Below are 25,988 nucleotides of genomic sequence, written 5' to 3' on the forward strand. Positions count from 1 at the left end.
GGATTGTTATTATGTTGGAGGAAAGCACTCATCATAGTGACAGCACATTGTGCCTATACCGGCTTGAAGGAGGCGACCATACTGAAGAACAATATCACCATGCGGGATATCGCCGACAGGCTCGGGGTCAGCAGTGTGACCGTCTCGAAAGCGTTGAATGATAAAGATGGCGTGAGTGGCGAATTAAAAGAAAAAATTAAAGTGCTTGCTGTTGAAATGGGCTATCGGTATAATGCCGCTGCCCGTTCGATGAAGGAAGGCTTAACCCATAATATTGGCGTAATTATCCCGGAGCGTTTTACCGGACCTACGCAGTCGTTTTATGTACGCGTGTTCCAGCGCATCACCAAACATCTGGAGGAACAGGGCTACTACGGCATTCTGCACATTCTGAATGTGGAGGATGAGGAAGAATTAACATTGCCCAAGCTTTACAGCGACAACAAAGTCGATGGTTTTATCGTGCTCGGGCAGATCAGCAAAGAGTATATTGAACTGGTGCGATCAATGGAAGTTCCCAAAATGTTTCTCGACTTCTATGATGAACATTCGGACATTGATTCCGTCGTTACCGATAACTTCTACGCTGCCTATGAGCTGACGAACTATTTGGTTCAGCAGGGCCACCGTAACATTGCTTATGTAGGGAACCTGTATTCCACGAGCAGCATCCAGGACCGATTCCTCGGGTATTACAAATCCTTGCTGGAACATCGGTTGCCGATGAATCCAAATCTAATTCTGAATGATCGGGATGAACGGGGTACGTTTATTGAGATCGATCTGCCCGAGCAGTTGCCAACGGCCTTTGTATGCAACTGTGATCAGGTCGCCCATCTGCTGGTTCAAAAACTGAATTCGATGGATATTCAGGTGCCTGGCCAATGCTCTGTTGTTGGTTTTGATAATGATATCTATGCCATGCTCTCCGATCCCAAGCTGACAACTGTCGAAGTGGATGTGGAACAGATGGCGCGCACGGCAGTCCAGTCGATGCTCAAAAAGGTCGACAACCCGAACCGCAGTTTCGGCCGTGTTCATGTGAAAGGTAATATCATCTATCGCGACTCGGTGAGTGCTGCGTCTGCCTCATCAGATACCATCGATAGCTGAATAATAGAATTTAAAAAACGAACACAGATGACTGGCCTCTATCTTATTGGCCAGTCTTTTCTGATGCTCCGGGGCTTAATAACGACGACGATCGGTTGAATCCATCAAAAATGTAGTCGTTCTCCAAATCGAGAGAATGAGAATCAGCTCATACACATTGGTTAAAGCCCCACTCTTCACGGGCAGGGAGATTAGCTGCCCTGCAAACAATAACGCAGTCCCAATAAACAGCCATACCCATTTATGTTTGAAAAGCACAATCAAGCTAACAAACAAGAGTACAATGCCCACGATGATAACCATCATCGGCGGACCTCCATGACCTTCTGCCATATATCGCAGTACTCCATACTCTTCTATAGCAGTGAGATTTTTAACCTCGGATAAAGTAAAGCCTGCAATCTGGTAGATAACCAGACCCAGTGTAAGCAGCCAGGCGATCACTTTCGTTATACTACTATCTGCAAACTTCGCACCCGAGCTGAGCAAGATATGGTAGCCAACAAGAATAAGGGTTGGCGTAGCGAAGGCATGTAGCCAAAATCGAAGGCTACTAAGAACGGTTAACAACTCCCCTTCTCCTATCAGGTTACCTACAGCAATAATTCCATTATCATATGCCAAGCTAAACGCTACGAATAGCTGAAAACTGGAATATGTGAGCCATTGCTTTCTCTGGGTTAAAACGACGGCCATCCGAATAACAAGTATCAAATAAACAAGAGTCAGTGCGGAGTATAGCCATACATCCAAGCTATTTCACCATCCTTATATCCAAACTCATATTCACTTGCTCATTTTTGTTTATAATTAACTAGTTATCATTTCCATTCATTTATTATATTTACCAGTAAGTATAATTACAAGACGAACTTGTATTAATATCAGTTTATAGAGCTAATTTATACAATAAAGAGTACTCCCGGCTATCTCGCAGCTGCAGGAGTACTCTTTTCTTGTTTGAAGAATGAACCAGCAACAGGATACCCCGATACCCCTCGCTTTGTTCTCAGACTTACATCACATCATCGCCTAATAACTCGTCTTCAACCAATTGTCCTTGGACCAAGTCAGTTTACCCGAACCCGCCCCATTGGATGCTGTGAGGCGTGCATTCAGCGTAGATGGATCATCCGTCGTATAGCTGTAAGGAAGTGTCGAGAAGCCATTCCAGGAGAATGATTTTACCACGGCCGGGACTGGTGCCAGTGGACTGCCAGATGTATCACTGCTGCCTCGGAAGGAGCTTCCATCCAAAGAATACATCGTATCGGTCACTCTGATTTTGCCGGTATAGGTCGGATCTGCCGGATCGGTCTGATTGTTACGAACAGGATACAGCACGTCCTTGATGACCGATTTCTCCACCAATACAGCTCCGCTTTCCGTAGAGATAGCGCCATTGCCAATAATATCGAACTTATAACCTTTGGACGCAATCGCTGTTGCCATTGCCGTTGTAATTTTGGCTTTAGCGGCACGTGCCCCTGTTGCATCCATCACGATGTTATACGCATGTGCGTTGCCTCCACGCAGGCGTGGCATCCGGTCCTGAATGTCTTTGTAGAGATTATGGTGCAGCGTCATGGACAGATTGGCATTAGCCGACTCCAGGCTGGTGGAACCGACCAGATGTCCTTTCTTTTGCGGTCCAGAGATGGCAATAATATCGGCTTTGCTGAGACCTACAGCACTGCTGCGCAGGTAGTTGTACATCGGATAGGAAGCCTTATTCGCTTCCAACTCGTTAATCTGCTGGGTAACCCAGCTGTTCGAGCTGCCGTCATCCCCTTTGAAGAGGGACCAGGAGATGGTCACGCCGCTGGTTCCTTTTTTCGAATCGATGAGTCCGTCATAAGCTTTATTGAATGTACAGTGATCAATCCATACGTTGCTGTTCTCTTCCAGGGTGATATAATCCCAATCGTTCTTGTCGTAATCGCCTTTGGTCGATTCATCCCATTCCCATAACTCATCGAATTCCAGGTTGCGGATGATCACGTTGGAGCTTCGCTTCACGCTGATCGCAGCGTGTTTGATTTTGGAACCATTGGCGGAGAAAATGGTGAGTCCATTGAAACCGTCCACTGTAATTTTACTTACACCTGTCTGTTTCAATACAGGATGCGTCAACGCATCATTATGCTTGGCAAACGGCGAAGTCTGCGCTGCACTCGGAATCTCATTCCATCCCAGATTCAGATCGTTCATGATCTCAACGACTTTGACACCGGAGTTCTTTTTCAGAGCCAGTGCCAGATCAGTCGCATTATACACTTTCTTATACGTAGCTGTGTTGGATTCGCTGACGATGCCGCCGCCCGCGTTGCCTTGGGAGAAACCTGTAAGATTGTAGTCCGCATTGCCCGCTGCCTGCACACTTGCCGGTCCGGACAATAATGTTAGCCCCAAGGTTAGAGCCAAGGCTGCGCTGCACCAGCTTCGAATTGTAGTTTTCATAGAATTCATTCCTCCCGAAATATGATGATTACATTCGTCCATCGCTGCCAAGCCATGTTACGAAGGACATGCCCTCAATGTAAGTGTTGAGAGCGATTACAACAATAATCCCTGTCTCACATGTAGGAGGAACTGCCGATGTGGCAAGGATCTGTACTGTAAGCAACCTTGAATCGTACAGAGTTAACTTGAGGAGTAAGATTTCCGGGATACTTTGAGACAGCAAGGCGGTGTCGGATAAAATGAAAACAAAAAAGCAGGACTGCATCTGCTGCAGACCTGCTCGATTTTACTTTTTGATGGAACGTGTCCAGAAGCCGCCATGGAACTGTTTGGGCTCTACGGTAATGACAAATGCTTTGGGGTCCAGATCGAGAATCGTCTGATAGAGCAGTTTCTGGTTTTTGCGTTTCGCCAGAATCTCCATCACAAGCCGATCCCCGTCACGTCCGCTACCCACCCATGCAGTAACGCCGTACCCTTTATCTCGAAGTGCATTCGCGACGTTGCCCCCCATCTGGTTACAGATGACTTTAACGGTAACGTAACCGAGTGCAATCTTTTCTTCAATCCAGGCTCCGAGCAACACACCAAGTCCGTATCCCACCGCATACACGATTAAGGCAGAAGGTTGGGTCAGATATTTAAGCACCAGATTCAGGCCGAGCACATAGATCACAATCTCACCCATGCTGATCAGTGCGGCGATATATTTCTGTCCTTTGAGCGTCAGAATCATCCGGAGTGTATAAGCCGATACGTACACAATCTGGATCAAAAAGATAAATACCAATATTTTAAACAATCGTAATCCCTCTTTCCTGGCCTTCACAAGTGAATCGGCCCTTTGCTGCATCTACTCGACGATTTCGTTTTATCCATACTTCCTGTACGTTCGCTCTATCTCCATCATTGGACGTTATACCCTCATTCTAAACGGTTGAATGTCAATTCGGAGGCATTTTCTGCTCTTCGTCATGCCGGAACTGCCATTATAGAACCGTTTATACCGATTATCAACCCGGGCGAAGGTCCCAGGGGCGAAAACTGGTGACTGTGAATATGCTGTATCATCATAAAATCGAGCATAATTGCACAGGATACCGGGTCAGAATCAGGATGGATGAGGCAAAACAAAAAGGAGGTACCGGCATGCAGCTATGGCAGGAGATGGAACGGGAAGGCATGGAGGAACTCATTTTTTGCCATGATGCAGTTAGTGGGTTGAGGGCAGTCATTGCGATTCATAGTACAGCCCTTGGTCCTGCACTGGGTGGATGCCGCTACTGGACGTATGCATCCGAGGAAGAGGCTGTTCGGGACGCCGTGAAGCTTGCCAAAGGCATGACGTACAAAAATGCAATCTCTGGACTGCCCTATGGCGGCGGGAAGGTGGTCATATGGGATGGTCCTTTTGCAAGGAATGCAAAACCGGATGAGGTTAGTTGTGAATCTCAGAGCGTTGAGCATGTCGCTGGAGATCTGAAGATAGAGCAACAAGAGAGCCTTGCCTCTGAAGGGGAAATCGTTGCTGAGGAAGTGTCGCATCATATCGATGGGAGCCCGGATACAGACGTATCCAGGCGGGCGCAGCGCTTTCGCGCACTGGGTCGTTGTCTGGAGCGGCTGAACGGGCGCTACGTGACCGGCCTTGATCTGGGTACCACGGCGACAGACATGGACCAGATCCGAATGGAGACCGCACATGTGACGGACACCACCGGTTCACTTGGGGCGCAGGATGACTTCACTGCCGAGATGACCGCCTACGGCGTACACATCGGCATTGTGACCTCGCTGCGCCAGCAAGGCATTGCATCTTTGCAGGGCATTCCCGTTGCCGTCCAGGGACTGGGCAAGGTCGGGCATGCCCTGTGCCGTTACCTGCATGCAGCCGGGGCACGGCTCATTGTGGCAGACGTTGTACCAGAGCGTGTACAACGTGCCCTTGTGCAGTTCAGCGGCGCCATTTCGGCCGATCCGGCCCATATCCACGCCGCTGACTGCAAGGTCTTCGCCCCCTGTGCTCTGGGGGGCGTACTGACCCCGGCAACGGTGGAGGAGCTGCGCTGCTCCATCGTTGCCGGGGCGGCCAACAACCAGCTGAGTGAACGACAGCTGGTTGTTGGCCGCATGCAGGCGCGCGGCATCCTGTACGCGCCTGATTACGTGCTCAACGCAGGCGGAATCATCTCTACCGCCTACGAGCTGGAAGGCGCCGGGCCTGACCAGATCCGCCAAAAGGTGGCGGGGATTGCAGGCACGCTAAGCAAGGTATACGCAGAAGCTGCGCAATCTGCGATCTCTACAGCCGATGCAGCCGATCGGCTAGCAGAATCCATCCTTCAATCAGGCCACAAGAGATAGGGCGCCCCCTCCTGGAGAACCTCCACTGCTTTACTTCATTCTAAAGAACCTGATACACGCTATTTGGTCCTTTTAGCATGGATCTAATATCTAACGAATCTCAGACACGTTATTGTGCCTAGTTTGGTCCTTTTTCAAGCTAAATAACTACTTTTCCGAAGGATAGCGTTCCTGAGGTTCGTTAGAATTTATATTTCATGTTTTTTCCCCGAATAGGTTGTCTCAGGTTCGTTAGCGCTGAGGCCGAAGATTTCTTTGGGGTAGTATCACCTATCAAAAAGAGCTAACCCCCGACATCCGTGTTCAGGTTAGCTCTTATACCCTCTCTTATTGTTTAGCCCTCTTACTCTCTTTCTCTACTACTCTATTCTTAAACGGCAACCGGCCTCTTATCCGCTGTCTTCTTCTCCCGAAACAGCAGCGTCCACAGCAACACATTCGCCACAATCAGAATTGCACCATAGATCCATACGCCACCCGACACTGAGCGGAAAAAGACATGGACTCCCCATAACATGGCAAGCACAGGGAGGGCGGCAAATACATACCAGCCATCACTTTGTTGCGCCATACTGAAGGATTGGGAGAACGGCGGCTTCCGCAGCAACAACTTGCCTGCCAGCGGAACAAGCGCAGTCGCCGTTAACAAGATGATCGCAATATCCGGCAGTATCCGTAATCCAAATGTCCAGGTGAACAGAATGGCATTTGCCAGAAATATAGGCAGGAACATGTTGCACAGGAATGCCTTCAGAGCGCCTTTATACAATGCACTATCATTCGCCATCGGTGCAGCGCGAAAGGTCCAGAACGCCTTGTATTGTCCCGAAAATTTCAGCATGACTACCACCGTTACAACCAGCATCAGCACGATGTAAAACGTATATACGAACGAACTTTGCCTGAACTCCGCCCAGGTGGAGGATTGCAATTGGGTAAACCAAAATATATAAGGCAAAACAAAGGATAAGCCAAGCGATGGATACACCTTCAGCTTAAATTCCCGTTCATTACGCATCATGCTGGCGGACAGACGGAAGCAAGCCTGCTCCTCTCTGGAACGACTGACCACCTTGGAGATTAACCGATCCCAGGTTCCGCGTCTGCGTCCAGAAGACTCACCCGAGTGTGCCATTTTCTCCAAATACAACTCAAAGGAAGGCATTAGCTTCACATATACGATCAGACTCACCAAAGGAACCAAGACTGCGAGTGCTGTAAAGGTATACATCCATATATTCCCGCCCCCTGCAAATAACCATTCATAGACAGCCGCATACCATAACGGAGGTAACAACAATTGCCACCAAGCGGGGGTAAATACCATACCAAAATCAAACATGTCGAACGAGCGGATGACCAGCTGATAACCGATTGCAATTCCCACGGACAGCAGAATCTGCACCATATTGATCATATCCTTCAGCTTCTCGCCATCCAGAAACTTCATCATGAGAAGATAAACCAAGGACGTGGTCACTAGAATCAGCATGTTGATCAGAATTAATTCCACAAGGAAGATCAGAAAGAATCCGATGCCATGCGTAATTAATGCGGCAATTAGCGGTACACCTGTTAACGAACCCGTCAGCAGGAACAGATAGATACCTGCATGAATGGCTCGGGCCATACCTACCGTTCGCCCATTAACAGGCTTCGTCATGATAATATTACGGTCCCGGATGTCCAGCAGTACGGAGGAGAAATCCGAGATCATGGACGTCATGATCATAAACATTAAGATGCCGAACACCAGACCCATCTGAAGCATGAAATGCCCTGTATCCCACACAATAAAGGGAACCATCATCAGTCCCATTAATCCATACAACCACAGGGATCGATGAAACTGATTACCTTCCTTGCGCTCTTTTTTCCCTGAATTGTTGGACAAAATAGTAGGAACTCTGCGTTGATCCATCTGGAACTTCACCCGCAAAATCAGGCGCAGTGCATCATAATCTGCTCCTGTTCTGGCGATGATTGGACGAAAGCGATCCAGAATCTTCAGCGTGCGGAAGTCGGAGGTTTCCTCCATATCAGTACACCTCCTGCACAATCGATACGAATCGCTCAGCAATGGCTTTGTGCTCATTGAAACCCGTCAATTGATTAAATACTTCCTCGAGCGTGCCTTCCATGGATTGTTGTTGGAGCTGCTTAAACGTACCGTCTGCCACGACGCGTCCTTCAGCGATCAGTACAATCCGACTGCTGATCTTCTCCACCACATCCATGATGTGGGACGAATAAAAGATGGTTGTACCCTTGGCTGACAACTGCGATAAAATCTCTTTCACCACCATCACACTATTGGCATCCAGTCCGCTGAGAGGTTCATCCAGGAACAACAGATCCGGGTCATGCAGCAGTGCAGAGATTAACAACACCTTCTGCCGCATACCTTTGGAAAAGGAGGCAATACGGGAATGATATGATTTTTCGAGTCCAAAACAATCCATCAATAGCTTGGCTTTATAATCCGCATCTTCATAGGACATGCCGTATAACTCTCCCGTAAACGTCAGGTACTCCGCAGGAGTTAATTGTTCGTATAATTCCGCGACCTCCGGAACATAGCCTATTTTGCGTTTATACTCCACATCCCCATCCGCAATATCCTTACCAAAGATTCGCACCGTGCCCACATATCCTTCAACCAGCCCGAGTAAAATCTTAACCGTCGTACTCTTGCCGGCTCCGTTGGGACCAATATATCCAATCATCTCACCGCGATTCACTTCCAGATCGATGCCATTCAACACATAACGCCCGTTGTATCTCATACGCAAGCCTTCAATGGATAGCACATGTTGTTCACTCACTTCGTTATCCACTCCTGTCTCTACTTTTTCTACAATTCTACTAGTTTACCACAGTTTGGTATGATGTTGATCGGAATTAAATCATGATATGACCCAACATCTGCATATTCCATGGAGTAAGAGCATCACATAACAAGCGTGAACACATCACAAAGCCCCTGTCTCATCTTAAGGGAAGAGACAAGGGCTTTATCTGTAGCTTTATCTATAATGTAGCTTTATCTATAATTGGAATCTTATTTCTAATATCTAACCGTCTTACTGCACTTTAACAATCTGAAAATGCTGATTCGTACCGCCATTATCCGTCCACTGGATGGCCGCAGCACCATCTGCCAACGATTGACCGGAGATGTCCAAAACCTTGCCTGTACTGCGGTTCTTCAGTTTATAATAACCACCACCTACATGGACGAGCTGCCATTGCTGGCTAGCCCAACCCCCGTCATTCCACTGTTCAATAACAGCCCCATCGGCCGTGGAACCATTCTCCACACCGATCAGCTTGCCGCTGGAACGGTTGATGATTTTGACATAACCGCCACCTGCATCGGTAATCTGCCACTGTTGACTCATTGTTCCCCCATCTGTTCGCTGCTCCACATCCGCACCGTTGGCAGAAGAACCCCCGATGACATTTAGCAACTTGTTACTCTTACGGCTAATCAGCTGATATGAAGCATTCGGGTCCCAGACATCCGGTGTATTCACTCCAGTCACGGTACCTGTTGCTGTATCAATCGTGATACTGCTGGCCCAGTTCATCGCCAGACTGGTTGCGCTTGGGAACGAGAGTGGCAGCCAGACATACTTGGAATCCTGCACAGGTCCGCTCCACGCTCCAGCCCAGCGATCGCCCATGTAGAGATAGGATGTGGTCTGAGAACCTTCTACCGGAACGACATAGGTGGATTGGGAACCATATGTTGTGCTGTCTCCGAAGTTGCTAAGGCCGCTCCATGTGCCTGTAATACTGGAGGCTGTTGCATATTTGGCCTGATTTGGATTCCAGCCGGTTGCACCCGAGGTGATCAGGAAGTAAACGCCGTCTTTTTTGAATAAAGCAGGTGCTTCACGATATTGTCCGGGCCACAGTGTTGTGACAAGGGATTCCACACCCAGGAAATCCGGGGTCAGTTTATATATATTCAGATCGGCATTCACTCGGGTCGCGGAGATCAGATAAGCGGTTCCGTTATCGTTATATACCGTCATATCTCTGGAATCATACCCAAGTGGACGATAGCTGCCCACATACGTGTAGTTTCCATCAACCGTACTAGAAGTAGCTACAGCCACTCTGGCTTCGCCATAATCCAGACCATTCTCCTTGTGCATCCAAAGCACGTATTTGCCCGTGGCACTGTTGTAGATGACCTTCGGGCGTTCAATGTTGGAGATATTCAGCTCGGTCGCTGAGCTGCTGGTGAGCACATCATTACGGTACTCCCAGTTCTTCAGATCCGATGAACGATACACGGACACGGCCTTGAACGTTCCATTCGCATTTCGGTTCTCCCCAAACCAATAATAGTACCCATTCGCCTTGATCATCCCGCCCCCATGAGCATGAACGATGTTGCCATTGGTGTCCTTGAACTGTACCCCGTTCGTTACATTGAGCGGAGCAGCTGAAGCATTTGGTCCGGGTGCGAGCAGCATGCCTACTGATTGCAGCACTAGCACCAAAATAAGCAGATAACTCAAGCGCCGAGTAAATCGAAAACGGCGTGAGTGTGTATTCTTTTTCAACCATCCATCGTTCATAGCCATATCGTAATGCACCTCCATGTTTTTTATGAAGCGCTTACATAAAATAAAGTCGATATGTCACATCTGCCTCCGATCGATGATGCATTTTAACATTAGAATTCCTGGCAAGATTAATTGGCTCAGCTTCACCTCCTTGTTTCCGATTGTAGCTGCCATGTCCCTGCTCGAATAGTGAACAATCCGGCGGAACATGTACAATTCCATACTCCCCGCTCTCCAAAGAAAGCAAAAAGACGCTTCCTCCGAAGCGTCCTCTGCTATACCTGATCTGCCCCTTCATGATGTAACAATCTCTAGCTGTGTAGGCTGTTCATAGGCAGGTTTTAAATATGATGTTTTATCAGCGTATACTCGCCCTTATAGCTTAGTCTTGGTCGTCAAAATCCTGGTCGAACGATAACACTTTACCCGTGTTGGCATCGATATCTACATCTGCTTCACCTTGAGCGGTTCTCAGTTCGATCTCATACACATAGCGTCCATCATCATGATCCAGCTCGACTTTGGTTACTTTACCACCCGTAACTTGTTTCAACGCAATGTTTGAAGCTTGGGATGCCGTCAATTTGACCTGCTTGGAGGCAGAGCTGTTGGATGTATTGCCTGTAACAGAGCCTTGATAGTCATCGTCATCATCGTAGTCTTCATCATCCACGACCGCCAGGATCTTGCCGGTATAAGCATCCAGACGAACGACAACATCATTTTTGCCTTTTCTGTCGATCTCAACTTCATAGAACGTTTGGCCGTTTCTGCGCTCCAGATCCACGTCATCCACTTTCCCATCGGCTGCTTTTAGCGCCAACGCTTTTGCTTGGGATGCATTCAGCATTTTGCCTGTGCTGTTCTGATTCTGTGTTACGGATTGTGTCGTTGATGTTGGTGTAGTTTGCACCGGTTGTCCGTTCACATTCCCGCTAGCCGCTACTGCCGATCCTCCGAGCAGCACCGCTGCTGACAAGCTACCAATCCAAAGTTTATGTTTGTTCATCATCATCATTCATCTCCTCGTATGTTGTTTCGTTCTCGTCTACATTCATAGAATAACCTGCAGGAATGAGAGATCAGCGAGAGTTAGATTAGAATTTGATGAGAAAATGAGGAGATTGCTCATTTAACCGGTGTTCATGATGTATGTATTCAACAACGCGCATTCGAAACAAATTAAAAAAGATGACTCCACATGAGGAATCATCTTTCCAACGAGTTAACGTTATATTTAATCTGTCCCTTGCAAAAGGTTAATCATCGTCCTCATCCCAGGTTACGGAACGAATGGCTCCCGAGATGGCATTCACCTGCACAATAGCCTCCCGGCCATCCTCCAGATCAATTTCCACCAGATAATACGGATTCCCGCTGTTGGTACCACGCAGTTCGATGTCATCCACTTCCCCCGGAACCTCCGCAAGTGCCTTCTGCTTGGCTTGTTTCTCGCTCAGAAACTGGGGCTTGGGATCATCCTTGGTTGGTTCAGTTGTTGGGGCTGCTATTGTTTTGGAAGATATCGTCTCTCCCGTATATGGATCAATCGTGAGTTCTTCACGGCTGTTATCCTTCGCCTTCACTATCGCAGTGTATACCGGACTGCCTAGTTGCTCCACAAGTTCAAGTGAGACCAATTGGTTATCTGTTTGTTGTTTTAACAACGCCGTCTTGATCTGCTCGCGGCTCCATAACGTCTTCTCTTCCGCTTGCGGGTTCGACTCCAGCCGTTTGATGGAATTCACGGTAGCCGTAACGGCATCCACCTGAACGTCATATAATCCGGTCTCCGAACGGAGCTGCATAATATACGTCCCGTCCTTCAACGTGGAATTCACAATCTCGCCCGGATATTGATCCAGTACGGATTGGGCTGCCGCATCTGCCGTAAGTACCGCTCCAGTCGATTGCCAAGGCTTCCACCAAGCAACTGCTGCCACAATCAGCACAATGAGAAGCCCTGAACCCCACCAGAGTGATCTGCGCGATTTCGCCCATCCACTGTTCCCCTGTTCATGCCGCTTCATTTCCGGTGGCCGCTGCTCATGCTCTGTCATCACGTATCCCCCCTATAGCTCTCCCCATAGCCCAAGTTCAAATGCTATATATTCGGTCTGAGTTTAGTTTCCAATGGCTACTACATAAAATGAACTATTCTTTTACACAGCGCGGAGAGGACAGTAAAAACCTGAAAAAGCGAAGCGTTCGCCTTTATCCCCGGATTTTCCCCTTTGAGCAAAAGAGAATCCAAAAAAATCTGGGGATAACAGCGATTGGAAGGTTGTTCTGTCATCGTAGTGTCAGTGTGAACAATCTTTAGTTCAGTTTATATAGTATATAAGAGAAGAATGAGAATTTCATGAGAGCGGCCCGTTCTGAACCGATAAAGGCAAAATAATTGAAGCTTCGGTGCCTTCACCCTCGGTACTGCTCAATTCAATCCGGGCTCCCACTGCACCTGCCAGTTCTTTGGCTAGCGATAATCCCAGACCCGAACCGCTTGCACCCAGGCTGCGTGTTCTGGCCGGATCAACCCGGTAGAATCGGTCAAATACCTTCTCCAGCTCGTCCTCCCGCATACCAATCCCGGTATCCACGATTCGAATTTGGCACTCCTGCCCCTTGGCTTCAAGCCTGACTTCAATGGAATCTTCACTATACTTCCGGGCATTATCTAGCAAAATAAACAACAGTTGCTTCAGCTTGCTCTCATCGCTGATTGCCCAGATTGGACCTGGATCGACACAACGGACTTCCCGGTGGTAGGCTTCGCGAAAAGCTCGTGTAGAATCCATCGCAAGTCTCGTGATATCCACTCGCTCCAGTTGCACATTCCACTGCTCCGGCTGCTTCGCAAGCAGTAACAGTTGCTCGGTCATCTCCCGCATGCGAACCGATTCGGACAGGATCGCTTCTACAGCTTCATCGAATACTTCAGGTCGCTCTTTTCCTCGCCGCTGAAGCAGACTGGCATAGCTCTCAATAATGGTCAGCGGCGTTTTGAGTTCATGAGATGCATCCGATACGAATCGCTCCTGCCGATCGAAGTTGGATTCGAGCAGGTCCATCATCCGGTTGAACGTCTGTCCCATCGTTTTCAATTCATCCTTCGATCCTTCCTCCAGAGGAAGACGTTTGAATTGTCCGCTGGACTGAATGTCACTCATCGTGCGTGTCATCTGCTGAATCGGTCTGGTCATCCGGTTCGCGAGGATTCGGCTGGAGATAATGGCCGGAATCAGGGCAATAATCGTGACAGCCACCAGCACGGTACGCAGTACAGACAGACGATTCTCCGTCTCTGCAATGCTCTCGGTGACCTGTACATTCACCACCTCACCATCAGGCCAGATGACCGGAACGGAAACCCACACATAACCAACCTGTTCCACTTGGGTATACTCCGATTTCTTCTCACTTTCATACTTATAGGGCAGCTTGCTCAGCTGCTCGGAAGCTGATGTTGTCGTCACCGGAGAACTGGTGCCGTCTTCATTAACGATCCGAAGCATGCCGTTCACAGGCGCGTAGGCCCGCAGCAAGTCGTCCGGCGGAATAGAGCCGGCAGACTGACGCACTCCTTTGACAATAGACTCTGCTTCCGCTTCCACCCGATTAACCTCGTTATCAATCGACATTCGTTCAAACACGATATAGACCGACAGGTTCACCGCGATTAACAGCACAGCAAATAATACAGACGAATATCCGTAGATTTTACTGCGCAGGCTCATGACTGTTCCTTCAGGACGTAACCTACGCCCCGTACCGTATGTATTAAGGGCGGTGTGAATCCGTTATCCACCTTTTTGCGCACATAACGGATGTACACATCCACCACATTGGTGTCTCCATAATAATCGTATCCCCACACAGCCTGCACAATCTGATCACGACTGAGCACCTGACGTTGATTCTGCAGCAGATACACGAGCAAGTCGAACTCACGTGGAGTAAGCTCAATGGCCACACCATCTCGGGATACCTCTCGCGTTCCTTCATTCAGTTTCAACCCGGCAGCCGTCAACCAGCCTGCATCAGCTTCAAGCTTATGTCCAGGCGAGTCATTGCCTGTATCAGCAGGTGTAGATGAAGAAGCGGAAGAAACAACCGATGCCACTGCACCAAGACGCAATGCGGCCCGAACTCTGGCAAGCAGCTCTTCAATCTGGAACGGCTTGGTGATGTAGTCATTGGCTCCGAGATCCAGGCCAGATACCTTATCTTCCACGGAATCTTTGGCGGTGAGCATAATAATCGGAACTGTAGCATCTTTGGCCCGAATTCTGCGCAACACTTCAATTCCACTCAGGCCAGGCAGCATCACATCAAGCAGAATCAGATCCCACTGACCTTCCCCATATTTCTCCAGTCCTTCTGTTCCACTCCCCGCCTTGCCTACCTGATATCCCTCATACTGTAACTCGAGTTCAAGCAGACGTGCTATTTTGGGCTCATCTTCTATGACCAGCACGGCTTCGTTCATGCAGCGCTCCCCCTCATTCCCATCATTTCATTCTCCCGTTATCTTACAATACCTTTTACAGTTTGCCCAAGGCATCATCAATCTGATGCTCCCCGGCAATCAGATCAAAGGCCATCCGGTATGTCTTCTCTTCCTGCAAAGAAGCCACGATGACGCGGGCCACATCTTCACGCGGAATACTCCCGGGTTCAAGATCAGTTCCTACCGCAATCTTGCCTGTGCCTGGTTCATTCTTCAGACCACCCGGGCGGATAATGGTGTAATTCAGATCACTTGCAAACAAAGCACGATCCGCATAGTGTTTCGCCACGTAATAAGGCTTGATGGACTCTGACCATTTCTCCCGTTGATCCGCACCATATGCACTGACCAGAATATATCTGGAGATGCCTTGCTGCTCTGCCGCTTCCATCGTTTTAACTGCTCCATCGAGATCTATCAACAGAGTTTTGTCCTGACCCGTAGATCCGCCAGAGCCTGCTGTAAACACTATGGCATTATGATCCTTCATGGCTTCAGTCAAGTCCTCCACACTGCCCTCCAGATCCCCGATCACCACATCGGCACCGAGTTCCTTCAATGCATTCGCCTGCTCTGGTTTGCGGATCATGGCCGTTACCTTATGTTTGCCTTCCTGTGCCAGCTGCTCTACCACAAACTTACCGATTTGCCCATTTGCTCCTATAACTAAAACGTTCATACGTCATTTCTCCTCTCGGTTGAACGGACCACTTGTTGCAACTATCCGTTCGTTATAAATATATAGATACTCATCTATAATTTAAACGAAAGCCGGCGCTTCTAAGCGCCGGCTTCCAGGTTCATATTCGTTAAGTACATCTCTGAAATGTGAATTTTTCCGTTGCCCCATTAATATGCCATATCCCATATGTGGTTTATACGCGGCCTCACATCGACCATCCACTGACAACCAAAAAGGACGCCCAATAGGGCGCCCTTGAATAGCATTTAAGATTAGTAAGCCAGTGCGAACAAACCGTGAATATGAGCCAGGTAACGGATGTTACTTGCTTCTTTCATCATGGTTGCAGGCAGACCTTTCAGACGAGTCTGGTTGCCACCGATCATGCCGACAGCATCTTTACGACCCAGACTTCCCAGCGTACCGGAGAATACTGGTGTGAAGGATTCCATTGCGCCACCTTTGAACATAACGCCCAAGTTGTGACCAATAGTCTCACCCATTTGCCAAGCCAATTGTGCTGTTGGAGGATAAGGGCGAGCGCCTTCGCTTGGGAAGACCACTGCGCTGTCACCAGCAACAAACACGTCTTTGTGAGAAGTGGATTGCAGAACTTCCGTAACTTTCGCACGGCCACGATCCACTTCAATTCCGCTGTTAGCAACAACAGCGTTGCCTTGTACGCCACCTGTCCATACGAGTGTATTCGTAGGGATGGAGCTGCCGTCTTTCAGCAGAACTTCATTTTCTTTCATCTCGGTAATCGCTACGCCAACGATGAAGTTAACGCCACGTTTCTCAAGACTTGATTTCGCACGCTCAACCAGCTCTGGCGGGAAACCTGCCAGGATGGAAGGACCTGCTTCAACCGTGTACAGGGATACTTCTTTGAAATCGATCCCTTTTTCTTGACATACTGCAGGGAGCAGGTCAGCGAATTCGCCAACAAGCTCAATACCTGTCAAGCCGCCGCCACCAATAACAAACGTAGCGTCTGCTTTGTTGCCGGACTGTTTGTAAGCATCAAGACGAGCTTCAACGTGTGCACGAATACGGTTTGCATCGCTAACCGATTTGAGCGTGAAGCTGTACTCTTGCAATCCCGGAATTCCGAAGAATGCCGTTTCGCTGCCCAGAGCAACGACAAGTGCATCGTAAGAGTATGTGGAGCCGCTAGTCATCAGAACTTTCTTTTCGTCCGGCTTAATTGTATCCACCGTATCGATTTTCAAGTTCACGTTTTTGCCACGCAGCAATTTTTCAAGTGGAAGAGCAACAGCTTGTTCAGCAATGCTTCCTGCTGCAAGACGGTGCAGTTCCGTGATAATTTGGTGTGTAGGGTAACGGTTAACGACAGTAATTGTCGCTTCTTCCGGAGACAAGTATTGACGTGCAGTCAATGCAGTCAACAGACCGCCGTATCCTCCACCCAAGATCAAAATTTGCTTCGACATATCCATCCTCCGTTCTTCTAAGTCTTAACGTTTCGGTTGTTGACGCTCGTTCAGGATGCTCAGGAAAGATTGAGCAAAACGAAGCGATTGTTGTACGTTTGGATCTTTGAGCATTTTCAGCATAGCGAACAAGCCAACTGAAGTTTGCTCTGTTTGCGCACGGTCATTGGCTTCGATGGCAGCAGAAGCTACACCTTTAGCTTTGTCTACAACAGGCTTAGCGAACTCGCCCATTGCGCTCATTGTGTCGCTGATCAGAACTTTGTCTGTTGCTACACTTTGTGCAAAGTCATAAGCTTTCGTCATAGCAGTAACCATTTCAGCCAATTTAGGCAGGTTCTCCACCAGAACGGTTAAAGACTCCTGTACCTCAGGCTTCATCAGTTGATCCAGAACGTCCAAGGACTGGCGCTCGGAAACGTTGGCACCTTCTGTAACTGGCACCTCTTGTTGAGTAGGCGATTGTGACATAAGAGAAAGTCCTCCTTTACTTTGGGATAGAAGTCCGCGACTTTCATGATGCCTGTCAAGCAGAGCCGAACCACAAAATACATCGAATACATCTAAATGTACCAAATTTCACACAATAGGATGAGCGTAGCTCATGGCTACTTCCACATCATGCATTGTATCTTGGATCTATTGCGGACAACATGTGTTGACGCACAAAACGACAAGCAGGCCGAAACCGAACTCTATACCCTTATATTACACCTCTTACACATGAACATGAAAAAGAAATTTTTTACACTTGTGAAGATATTGTGAACATTGTAACAAAATCGATTTTTTTGTCAACCCGTTCAGGCAAGCCAAGGCCGCCAATCCTCCTGTCCAAGATCCGCTTTCCTACCACATGTGGTATTAAGACAAGATCACATATGACCAGATGTGCGATATGTACACAAGGAAGGATTGGTTTGCTGAATATTTACAGGAATTGTTTTCCAAATCCAATCATTTCGCGCAACGAAATTGGTCACTGTCGTTATTATGCAGCGTTGAGCTCAGCCTTATTCCATCGTGGAGATATCTTTTCTAGCTCAAGTATGAACCTCTTCGACTGCGAATGCAAAACTTGGGTCAAACCTTTGGCGTTTAGAATGCTGGCATCCCGGTTAATAAGGACTACACCAGACAACGAAGGAGATGTTCGATATGAGTAATTCAACTGGCGATAAAATCAAAGCAGGCGTAAACAAGGCCAAAGGCGAAGTGAAGGATCAGATCGGTAATGCAACCAATAACAGATCCCTTCAGGCTGAGGGTAAGAAAGACAAAGCCAAAGGTGCTGTACAGGATAAAATTGCCGACATTAAAAAAGATCACTAGATCCTTTTGATGTGAGGTCAAGAAGCACGAAGACTTCGTGCAATAGATCGAAGTAAAATAGCCTAACCGTCCCTTTTCGGAGAAAACGGAAGATGAGACGGAGGCGCAAAAAAGCCAAGGAAGGTGTTACTCAATACACCCTTCCCTGGCTTTTTTTGTGCATTTTATACGGCTGGAACTGTGTATCTTGCCATATCAATAATGAAACTGCGCGTTTCCCTTGTTGTATGATATTCACGGCTGAATTGTCTGACCCATTCAGGATGTTCCTGATACCAGCGGAAGGTTTTTTCCAGTCCCTTTTCCAATGTGGTTTGAGGTAACCAGCCCAATTCCGCCCGTAATCTACCTGAATGTACGACCAGACTGGACCCTCTGGACTGGGTTGGCTCTTGCTCCCGAATCTCTACAGCAGCTACGGATCGATCCATCGGTTTCAATATATCCCCAATCTCCTGCATGGTTGTTCCAAGCCCTGTCGATATATTATATACCTGTCCGTCTTTGCCTTTTAGCATGATCTGTTCAATGGCCCGGAGGGCATCATCTACATACAAGAAATCACGCACTGCCGATCCCTGAATATCCAGAGGAAGTCCGTCCAGCATCCGACCGAAGTTGCGAGGAATAATACGGTCTGGCAATTGCCACGGACCATAGAGGTTGGTCAAACGAAAGAGTTTGACTGGAAGCTGGTAACATTGTGCGTAGGAATGAGCAAGCATTTCACAGGCGACTTTGGACGCAGAATAAGGAGAGACCGGCGCATACGGATCTGATTCATGATAGACCCTGCCCCAATCTCCGCCATACACTTCAACAGATGATGCCAGCAAGACAGGGATGTGATGTTCGGTAGCATACTGTAAAATAGCCTGGGTGCTGAGCGTATTATTGCGGAAGACTTCCCCGGGTTGATGATACGAATAATCCACGTGAGGCATGGCTGCCAGATGAATAATGTAATCTGTTCCAGAAGGCAGATGAATCCGGTCCGATGCAAGGTCACAACAGATGAACGGCATCTCGTGCAGAGGAGAGACGTGAACGAGCCTCTGACAATAATCATCCCGATCCAGAAGGGTAATTCGATGTCCCTTTTGCGCCAAATACTGTGACAGATTGAATCCTACAAATCCAGAAGCCCCTGTAATCACAATGTTCACACACGATTCCCCCTTGCGATTTATACAACGAGTGCATTGAAGAGAGTCTATGTACTGAGTATAACCTTAAAATGATACATTTTGTATCATTTTACAATTGTTTTTTGTTCGTCCTTGCGGATATCGGGTAATTTATCATGAGGTGATATGAGATGAGTGATTGGAAAAAGAATATAGAGACGTTATATTTTCAGGATAACGGTATGATTCCCAATCATCCGACCCTGCCTGTGCTTTTGTATAAAAACGTATGGGCTGAAGAGGCTCTTCATGCAGAATCGTTGCTGAACCGTCATGGATGGGGAAATAGCTGGTTGAATGGTGTGTTCAATTATCATCATTATCATAGTAATGCTCATGAAGCTCTTGCGGTGGTGAGTGGATTCGTGAAACTGATTCTAGGCGGAGAACATGGGCAGAAAGTTTATCTTCAAACAGGTGACGTTGTTGTGCTTCCTGCCGGGACAGGACATAAACGACTGGAGGCCAGCGCCGACTTTCGTATTGCGGGTGCCTACCCAGGCGGTATGAGTTACAACACACGTACAGGTGAAGAAAACGATCGCGCCAAGGCTCTTCAGGAAATCCAAGAGGTTCCGATTCCGGATACCGATCCGGTCTATGGGCAGGATGGTCCTCTAATGGAAATTTGGAGTGGGAAGAAGCCATAATACGAATGAAGATCATAAAAATGAATGGTATTGGAAAGGTATTGGACAATGTTCAGACGATGCTGGTTCAGCACTTCACGAAAAACAAATAGACTGTTCCCCGGACATGTAGGAGTTGCTCACCGGAGAACAGTCTATTTAAGTGGGAATTCTAAAAAGCTGGAATTCGAGATACTTTGTGATTATCTTCTTGTATGAGGAAGGAAACGCTCAGGTCTTCGTCTTATTTCAACCTTTTCGATCACGTAGCTTGTTTTCTATCTGTCAGTTTCAGCCTTAGGCCCTTTCAGCGTTCGGCAAGCCGAACACTGTAATACCTCATTGCAAGTGGCTTTCCATCCATCTCAAGCTGGCCTTGCAGCACCAGTTGTCGTAGACGGTACTCCACGAACGCATCACCTATATGCTGGCTGCTCGTCCCAATCACTTCCCCCACAATACGAGCTGCTCGGATATACTTGCCTGGCTCCCAGTTCGGTGTCAGTTCCCTTACCTTCTGCATAATGTACTCGTCCAACGCATCTTCAGGCAGACTTTGAATCTCGCCATTCTCCATCATACGCAATAGTCCGGGCTGTACCGAGAGTTCCAACCAATCCTGCTCCAGTTGCAGGCGTTCTTGCTTGGACAGCGGCTCTTGCTCAGAGCAGACGTGCCACATCGCCAGAAGCTTCTCAGGAAGAATCTCGCCTGTGTGGAGCACATCATATTGAACGTCAGGTGTATTAAATAATTGCTGATATAAGCCGCTCGTTTCGATCAGATATATAGGACTCTTACTGTCGCGTAATAAATGCATCGCATAGAGTAGTCCCGTCTTCTCACGTGCATTATTCGAATACCAGATGATGATTGACGTCTTGGAATCGAGAGACTGCATTGTGGAGTTAAGCTCAATTAATGATTCAAGTTCATGCATGGCATAAGCCTCGCGGTCACTGAGACACATTCGTTCGGTCAGCCAGAGATGCCTGCGCTGCAGTTCTGCACGATGAGTCAGATCACCTAACGGGCCCACAGCATAATTATCATCCATAGAGAAAAAGCTCCGCTTTTCCTGATTATCTAAAGTGCTCATTCCCATTTTCAGACTACTCAGAGGTGATTCTCCAAACGTAATATGCATTTCATTTGTCTTGTCGGTCTCAGCCAGAGCTTGTTGTTCCAGCAATTCCAGATCAAAAGGGGTATCCATATTCCGAAACAGAGACTGTACCACATCGGCAAAATCCACCTTTTCACCTTGCTCCTCCTGCCGCTTAACCACCTGTGCTGATTTCATATAAAGCACACGCAGAGCTGAACGAAGGTCATTCTCATTCATGCGATTCAACACTCGACTGAAAGCAAAGATATCATCAATCATGCTGATCCTCCTTCAAGCTAACGTCAATATTGACAGAGATTAAATATCTGAACACTGATATTCCTTTTGTTTATGAGGAGATTGATTTTCCAGTTGGTTGATTCAGATCACTCAACTCTTCACCATCTGACGATGACCGGGTAAAGTGTCGCTCCAGTTTGCGGCTTGCCCACAAGGAAACCGCAATGAACAACAATACGCCCACCCAGCGTGCAGGGTGCTCCAGAAATTGTTCCACATTGGAACCGATATACGTCACAGAGAAGATCATGATCGCTTTACCACAGGCCACCGCAAGCAGGAAGGATAATAACCGCATTCGCGCGATCCCTGCCGCCACATTAATAATGACGAACGGACCCACCGGGAAGATACTGAGCAGAAAGACATACCCGAACGCGTTCCTCCGAATCCACACCATGCTGCGTTGCACACGAGGTTTGCGTGCCCACCGTTCCACAAAGGCAGATTTCCCGATCTCCCGTACGATCAGAAATGTCACGGTGCAACCGAGAATCATGCCAATCCATGAATATAAGAACCCTGCCCACAGACCGTATACCGCACCGTTCACGCCCACAATCAACAACGTTGGAAGTGGCGGCACAAATGATTTCATAAACGTAAGCAATATTCCCGGTAACGGGCCGAAAGAGCGAAACTTCTCCAGCCAGAAACGAATATTTTCTTCCGTAATATATGACATAATATCCAATGCTGCCGGGGTCATTAGCATCCATCCAATCTATACAATCTACATTCTTAGGTTTGATGCTCACTATACCTTTCATCATTCAAGTGAATGATGAAGCTTCTTTCACAACTCACTCCAAGTATAACGTACATCTTCCATGAACAACGTTGTCAATTTGAAGAAATTATCGCACAGTGAACTGACGTCCCACCGAAATCAAAATGAAATCCAAAAAGCACACCTCGACCCTCTAGTGGTCTTGGTGTGCTCTTCATATTAAAACCCGATGTTATCTTCGGGAGTATATCATCCTTCTTCCAGCTGTGCTTCCTGCATTGCGAGTTCAATCAACTCTGCCTGATGGGCAGCATTCCATTCAGGAATCCCGGAACGCATGAACTCTTCAGCATCCATTGCCGCTTTGGACTGGTTGCAGAGATTGCAAGCGCAGACACAGTTAAGCGGGGTGGTATGTCCACCTTTGGCACGCGGCAGCAGATGGTCGATTGTATCCCCGTACGATCCACAGAAGTAACAGGTATAGTGATCCCGCGTCAGAATATACCGCTTGAAATCCTTGTTGCTGAACAATCGGCGAATCGTGTACCGATTGACCACCACAGCAGCTTTTTCCTTGACCAGGGTGACCGCAAGTTCCATGTCCACTTCTTGATGCCAGCGACGTCCCTTGTCCGTTTTGCCGCGCATCCGTACCATGCCTTGCCGGTTGGTCCGGAGCGAAGCCGGATCTTCCGGATCGATGGCTACCGGAGCCGCCGGCGTCTGGCGGCGAGGACGGCCATCCGTGCCAGCCCCGTGACTACGGCTGGCATGCGCGGGCCGCTGCCCGGATGCACCGCGGGCAGCGTCTTCGCCGTTCGCCTTAGGCGCACGCTCCTTGCGCGCCTGGCGCGGCTTGGTCCCTGGCGAGCCAGGCTGGCGCACGGGCGCAGGAGGCCCTGCCTCCGCAGCAGCCCCCGGCGCTTGCCCAGGCTCGCGCCCGGTGGCGGCAGGCTGTGCCTCCGCCGCCGTCGGTGCAGCGACCGTGGTTGCATCGCCACGGTCGCTCAGTGCCGGCGCATGGGCCTCAGCAGCGATGCTGCGGGCCTGCCCTGCGCCGGGCGCGAGCGCGCCAGCACGCTTGCGGCGGCGCTTGCGCTTGCGTTTGGCTGCGGTCGGTTGATCCGCAGCCATGGGCTCTGCTGCCGGGCCTTGCGGCTCAGCAGGCAGCAGAGCTTGGTGGGCCGCCGCAGTCTGTTCGGCGGCCTGCACTGCAGCGGCTGCTCGCGCGCCAGCCCGCTGTGCAGTGCCCTTTGCATTCGCAGCAGCAGGGTCCTGCGAATGCATTTCCCCACGCCAGCGCTCGCCTGGCTGTGGCTCAGCAAGATCAGTTACTACCTCACCCGCCAAACCATCATGCTCCAGACTAGCCTCTTTCTGCGTATTACTTTGCATTCCGTCTGGCTTGCTCTTCCTCCGTCTTCTCCGCTTCTTCCGAATTCCCGAAGAAGGGGGGGAGGAAATCACCAATTCAGCGTGTTCATCGTCATCCGAAGATGTCGAATCCAATGTGGGCTCAGGCACACGACTTCGATCTGGCTCAGTTGACATAACAGATCCCCGCTCCATACCATGAGCGATCTGACCTGCTTCATTTTTCGCAGAGACAGATGATCTGTCCGTAACCGCAGCACGGGCGACCATGCCATCCCGTTGACGCTCTATCTGTTCACCTGTATGCCCGATTGAACGAGTAACGCGTTCAGCCTGTCCACCGAGCTGACGACAGCTGCGGCAGGCTCCCCGCCTGGCTCCGGGACCTGCCCGCTTTCCGGTTCTGCGCCGGAATTCGGACATCGCCCGCTGTTGTCCGCAATACATACACGTTTTGCTCAGTCGCGCTTCTTGTTCCGTCTTTCCTTGCCGGAAAGGGGCTGGACCCGTCTCCATGTTGTCACCTCGGTTCCGTATGAATCCGGTTTCTTTCTATTGTATCACATCTGCTCGTGAACACCCTCATGGCCATAGGCCTGATAATCTTTCGAGTTGTACTCCTGTGCCTGTTCATTACATTCGTGAAGAATGTGTTCCACATATTCCAATATATCCTGCATCGGTCTCCCGCATTTTTCGCATGTTGTCATGTTATTCACCTTAACCCTGTTATCTATAATGTATTAACGTTCCGCCATATGATTACCCCTCAACCATGAAAAAGAAACACTCGTTCCCCATAATCCAGATTATCGTATAGATAAAAAAAACCGCTCCTTGTTCTCCCCTAAGGTCGACCAAGAAACGGTTTATTATTCCTGTGTTGGAAATACATCTTAACGAACGTCCAGTTGGCCCGAGTTCTGTTGAGGTACCAGTCGCGGTTTCGGTTTCGGCAGATTGCCAAAGATGACCCACGCATAGGGAACGAACCTTGCCGTCAATCCAACGACAATCCACGAAGCGATCAGCGCTACCCCGAATCCTCCGGCATACCACAGATGCACTAACCAGGAGACTCCTGTTTGCGGTGGAAATTCACGATACACCAGCAGGAAGAATGGATGAATCAGATAGATCCCAAACGACAGAGCTCCAAGCCGGTTTAGCGGCTTCACGATCAGTGATGGCCCTTTGCGATAGAGCAGATAAGCGACCTGGATCAGGACCAGGGCACAGGCGAAAGTATGAACATTCCAGAAGAATTCATACCATAGTGTGTTATACGTTGCGATCTTCAGACGCAGCAGATAATAGATATACACATGGCCAAGTCCGGCAATGATCCACACCGCCCAGAGCAGAATCCATGAAGCTACGCGCCCTTTGGTTGCATTGGCCCGACTGATGACGAACCATTGCTTGATTTTAGGGAAATACACCCCGATAAAAGCACCAAGCATGAAATAGGAAAAATACGAGAACGCCCAGCTTCCCTTGTTGGGTACCTGGAATCCATATTTATTACTTACGATGAATGCCCATTGAATCAATAGACCAATTGGTACAGACCATTTCACCACAGAAGGATACTTCTTGAGCAGCCATAACACCAATGGGAATAACAGATAAAATTGCATGTTAATGAATACAAAGTACAGATGCGTATATGCTTTCCCCGTAAACAATTTCGTTATGAAGCTTACAGCCGTTTCGCCGAACGGTCGACCCTGATAGTGCGTGAAGTGCAGAATAACAAAATACATCAATGAGAACAGGAAATACGGAAGCAATATATACACGAATCTTTTCTTGTAAAAATTACTTACGAGTTTCTTGTCCAGCGGACGGGAATAATAGTTGTAGAACAGTACGAAACTGCTCATAAAAATAAAGGTTGGCGTACCATATTTCATAAAAATATTAATAAAGTTGTACAGCCAGTAGTAGCCTGAGCCCGTCATGTCCACCGTCGCATAAGATGTGGAGTGCACGCATAGTACGCCGATAATTGCCATGGCACGTACCAGATTCAGCTCTGGAATTCGCTCTCTTTTCAGTGTTTCACTCATGTTCACGTTTCTCCTTCATATGTTCGTCAATATGTCAGATATGACTTAATACATTAAAGCTCTCTATCTATTAAAAGCCATATTGCT

22 protein-coding genes and 1 pseudogene are annotated in these 25,988 nt (G+C 48.5%); 4 read left to right on the forward strand and 19 right to left on the reverse strand.

All coding sequences use genetic code 11. The annotated features are described in order from the left end of the window. The first annotated feature begins 36 nt into the window (after window positions 1–36). The gene (locus MKX40_RS29285) at window positions 37–1,113 is read left to right on the forward strand and encodes a substrate-binding domain-containing protein (RefSeq protein WP_339238633.1); all 1,077 of its coding nucleotides are present in this window, start codon (window positions 37–39) and stop codon (window positions 1,111–1,113) included. A 75-nt stretch (window positions 1,114–1,188) separates the two neighbouring features. Here the strand turns inward: MKX40_RS29285 and MKX40_RS29290 are convergent, their stop codons facing one another. The 3 genes from MKX40_RS29290 to MKX40_RS29300 all read right to left on the reverse strand — a co-directional run bounded on the left by MKX40_RS29290 (window position 1,189) and on the right by MKX40_RS29300 (window position 4,378). Continuing rightward, the gene (locus MKX40_RS29290; RefSeq protein WP_339238634.1) at window positions 1,189–1,866 is read right to left on the reverse strand and encodes a hypothetical protein; all 678 of its coding nucleotides are present in this window, start codon (window positions 1,864–1,866) and stop codon (window positions 1,189–1,191) included. Between the two features lie 279 nt (window positions 1,867–2,145). After that, window positions 2,146–3,573 carry a hypothetical protein gene (locus MKX40_RS29295; RefSeq protein WP_339238635.1) on the reverse strand — a complete coding sequence of 476 codons (1,428 nt, stop codon included), beginning with the start codon at window positions 3,571–3,573 and terminating at the stop codon, window positions 2,146–2,148. A 289-nt stretch (window positions 3,574–3,862) separates the two neighbouring features. After that, window positions 3,863–4,378, reverse strand: coding sequence for a DUF2179 domain-containing protein (locus MKX40_RS29300; protein ID WP_062836740.1), 516 nt, complete (start codon window positions 4,376–4,378; stop codon window positions 3,863–3,865). Window positions 4,379–4,623: 245 nt separating this feature from the next. Here MKX40_RS29300 and MKX40_RS29305 point away from each other — a divergent pair, with 245 nt between their 5' ends. Beyond that, window positions 4,624–5,940 (forward strand): Glu/Leu/Phe/Val dehydrogenase dimerization domain-containing protein, encoded by a 1,317-nt coding sequence (locus tag MKX40_RS29305; protein ID WP_339238636.1) that lies wholly within the window; start codon window positions 4,624–4,626, stop codon window positions 5,938–5,940. A gap of 370 nt (window positions 5,941–6,310) precedes the next feature. Here MKX40_RS29305 and MKX40_RS29310 read toward each other — a convergent pair whose 3' ends face one another. The 10 genes from MKX40_RS29310 to MKX40_RS29355 all read right to left on the reverse strand — a co-directional run bounded on the left by MKX40_RS29310 (window position 6,311) and on the right by MKX40_RS29355 (window position 17,637). Then, entirely contained in the window at window positions 6,311–7,978 is a 1,668-nt protein-coding gene (locus MKX40_RS29310; protein WP_339238637.1) for a hypothetical protein, read from the reverse strand. 1 nt (window position 7,979) lies between these two features. Next, window positions 7,980–8,765 carry an ABC transporter ATP-binding protein gene (locus tag MKX40_RS29315; RefSeq protein WP_339238638.1) on the reverse strand — a complete coding sequence of 262 codons (786 nt, stop codon included), beginning with the start codon at window positions 8,763–8,765 and terminating at the stop codon, window positions 7,980–7,982. 258 nt (window positions 8,766–9,023) lie between these two features. Continuing rightward, window positions 9,024–10,538, reverse strand: coding sequence for an RICIN domain-containing protein (locus MKX40_RS29320; RefSeq protein ID WP_339238639.1), 1,515 nt, complete (start codon window positions 10,536–10,538; stop codon window positions 9,024–9,026). Window positions 10,539–10,902: 364 nt separating this feature from the next. Next, entirely contained in the window at window positions 10,903–11,532 is a 630-nt protein-coding gene (locus MKX40_RS29325) for a PepSY domain-containing protein (protein ID WP_339238640.1), read from the reverse strand. 247 nt (window positions 11,533–11,779) lie between these two features. Continuing rightward, window positions 11,780–12,580: a PepSY domain-containing protein gene (locus tag MKX40_RS29330; protein WP_339238641.1), complete on the reverse strand. Its 801-nt coding sequence runs from the start codon at window positions 12,578–12,580 to the stop codon at window positions 11,780–11,782. Window positions 12,581–12,880: 300 nt separating this feature from the next. Next, window positions 12,881–14,257 (reverse strand): ATP-binding protein, encoded by a 1,377-nt coding sequence (locus tag MKX40_RS29335; protein ID WP_339238642.1) that lies wholly within the window; start codon window positions 14,255–14,257, stop codon window positions 12,881–12,883. Continuing rightward, entirely contained in the window at window positions 14,254–15,009 is a 756-nt protein-coding gene (locus MKX40_RS29340; RefSeq protein ID WP_339238643.1) for a response regulator transcription factor, read from the reverse strand. The genes MKX40_RS29335 and MKX40_RS29340 overlap by 4 nt, the downstream gene beginning before the upstream one ends. 55 nt (window positions 15,010–15,064) lie before the next feature. Further along, a complete protein-coding gene (locus MKX40_RS29345) occupies window positions 15,065–15,709 on the reverse strand; it encodes an SDR family oxidoreductase (protein WP_339238644.1) in 645 nt (214 codons plus the stop codon). 275 nt (window positions 15,710–15,984) lie between these two features. Further along, window positions 15,985–17,166, reverse strand: a complete 1,182-nt coding sequence (locus MKX40_RS29350) for an NAD(P)/FAD-dependent oxidoreductase (RefSeq protein ID WP_036606574.1) — start codon at window positions 17,164–17,166, stop codon at window positions 15,985–15,987. Window positions 17,167–17,190: 24 nt separating this feature from the next. Further along, window positions 17,191–17,637, reverse strand: a complete 447-nt coding sequence (locus MKX40_RS29355; protein WP_017691658.1) for a DUF1641 domain-containing protein — start codon at window positions 17,635–17,637, stop codon at window positions 17,191–17,193. A 687-nt stretch (window positions 17,638–18,324) separates the two neighbouring features. On the opposite strand from MKX40_RS29355, the gene MKX40_RS29360 reads away from it, so the two are divergent. After that, window positions 18,325–18,498, forward strand: a complete 174-nt coding sequence (locus MKX40_RS29360; protein ID WP_091012520.1) for a CsbD family protein — start codon at window positions 18,325–18,327, stop codon at window positions 18,496–18,498. Between the two features lie 164 nt (window positions 18,499–18,662). On the opposite strand, the gene MKX40_RS29365 is transcribed toward MKX40_RS29360, so the two are convergent. After that, complete coding sequence (locus tag MKX40_RS29365) at window positions 18,663–19,664, reverse strand: NAD-dependent epimerase/dehydratase family protein (RefSeq protein WP_339238645.1); 1,002 nt, start codon at window positions 19,662–19,664, stop codon at window positions 18,663–18,665. 152 nt (window positions 19,665–19,816) lie between these two features. Between MKX40_RS29365 and MKX40_RS29370 the strand changes: the two genes are divergently transcribed. Beyond that, on the forward strand, window positions 19,817–20,335 hold the full coding sequence (locus tag MKX40_RS29370; RefSeq protein WP_339238646.1) for a cupin domain-containing protein: 519 nt from the start codon (window positions 19,817–19,819) through the stop codon (window positions 20,333–20,335). Between the two features lie 286 nt (window positions 20,336–20,621). On the opposite strand, the gene MKX40_RS29375 is transcribed toward MKX40_RS29370, so the two are convergent. The 5 genes and pseudogenes from MKX40_RS29375 to MKX40_RS29395 all read right to left on the reverse strand — a co-directional run bounded on the left by MKX40_RS29375 (window position 20,622) and on the right by MKX40_RS29395 (window position 25,901). Next, window positions 20,622–21,701, reverse strand: a complete 1,080-nt coding sequence (locus tag MKX40_RS29375; protein WP_339238648.1) for a DUF1835 domain-containing protein — start codon at window positions 21,699–21,701, stop codon at window positions 20,622–20,624. A gap of 70 nt (window positions 21,702–21,771) precedes the next feature. Then, window positions 21,772–22,431 (reverse strand): TVP38/TMEM64 family protein, encoded by a 660-nt coding sequence (locus MKX40_RS29380; protein WP_339238649.1) that lies wholly within the window; start codon window positions 22,429–22,431, stop codon window positions 21,772–21,774. Window positions 22,432–22,701: 270 nt separating this feature from the next. Further along, window positions 22,702–23,136 (reverse strand): annotated as a pseudogene (locus MKX40_RS29385) (HNH endonuclease); the annotation flags it as partial. A 1,253-nt stretch (window positions 23,137–24,389) separates the two neighbouring features. Then, on the reverse strand, window positions 24,390–24,539 hold the full coding sequence (locus tag MKX40_RS29390) for a hypothetical protein (RefSeq protein ID WP_210109379.1): 150 nt from the start codon (window positions 24,537–24,539) through the stop codon (window positions 24,390–24,392). A 186-nt stretch (window positions 24,540–24,725) separates the two neighbouring features. Further along, window positions 24,726–25,901: an acyltransferase gene (locus MKX40_RS29395; RefSeq protein WP_339238651.1), complete on the reverse strand. Its 1,176-nt coding sequence runs from the start codon at window positions 25,899–25,901 to the stop codon at window positions 24,726–24,728. Window positions 25,902–25,988: the final 87 nt, after the last annotated feature.

The organism is Paenibacillus sp. FSL R5-0517 (assembly GCF_037974355.1).
Classification (GTDB): domain Bacteria; phylum Bacillota; class Bacilli; order Paenibacillales; family Paenibacillaceae; genus Paenibacillus.

Bases quoted from the DNA above. Each gene is read 5' to 3' on its own strand.
- MKX40_RS29295 (WP_339238635.1), bottom strand. From the start codon at position 3,573: ATGAAAACTACAATTCGAAGCTGGTGCAGCGCAGCCTTGGCTCTAACC.
- MKX40_RS29310 (WP_339238637.1), bottom strand. From the start codon at position 7,978: ATGGAGGAAACCTCCGACTTCCGCACGCTGAAGATTCTGGATCGCTTT.
- MKX40_RS29320 (WP_339238639.1), bottom strand. From the start codon at position 10,538: ATGGCTATGAACGATGGATGGTTGAAAAAGAATACACACTCACGCCGT.
- MKX40_RS29325 (WP_339238640.1), bottom strand. From the start codon at position 11,532: ATGATGAACAAACATAAACTTTGGATTGGTAGCTTGTCAGCAGCGGTG.
- MKX40_RS29330 (WP_339238641.1), bottom strand. From the start codon at position 12,580: ATGACAGAGCATGAGCAGCGGCCACCGGAAATGAAGCGGCATGAACAG.
- MKX40_RS29335 (WP_339238642.1), bottom strand. From the start codon at position 14,257: ATGAGCCTGCGCAGTAAAATCTACGGATATTCGTCTGTATTATTTGCT.
- MKX40_RS29340 (WP_339238643.1), bottom strand. From the start codon at position 15,009: ATGAACGAAGCCGTGCTGGTCATAGAAGATGAGCCCAAAATAGCACGT.
- MKX40_RS29345 (WP_339238644.1), bottom strand. From the start codon at position 15,709: ATGAACGTTTTAGTTATAGGAGCAAATGGGCAAATCGGTAAGTTTGTG.
- MKX40_RS29350 (WP_036606574.1), bottom strand. From the start codon at position 17,166: ATGTCGAAGCAAATTTTGATCTTGGGTGGAGGATACGGCGGTCTGTTG.
- MKX40_RS29355 (WP_017691658.1), bottom strand. From the start codon at position 17,637: ATGTCACAATCGCCTACTCAACAAGAGGTGCCAGTTACAGAAGGTGCC.
- MKX40_RS29360 (WP_091012520.1), top strand. From the start codon at position 18,325: ATGAGTAATTCAACTGGCGATAAAATCAAAGCAGGCGTAAACAAGGCC.
- MKX40_RS29370 (WP_339238646.1), top strand. From the start codon at position 19,817: ATGAGTGATTGGAAAAAGAATATAGAGACGTTATATTTTCAGGATAAC.
- MKX40_RS29375 (WP_339238648.1), bottom strand. From the start codon at position 21,701: ATGATTGATGATATCTTTGCTTTCAGTCGAGTGTTGAATCGCATGAAT.
- MKX40_RS29380 (WP_339238649.1), bottom strand. From the start codon at position 22,431: ATGACCCCGGCAGCATTGGATATTATGTCATATATTACGGAAGAAAAT.
- MKX40_RS29390 (WP_210109379.1), bottom strand. From the start codon at position 24,539: ATGACAACATGCGAAAAATGCGGGAGACCGATGCAGGATATATTGGAA.
- MKX40_RS29395 (WP_339238651.1), bottom strand. From the start codon at position 25,901: ATGAGTGAAACACTGAAAAGAGAGCGAATTCCAGAGCTGAATCTGGTA.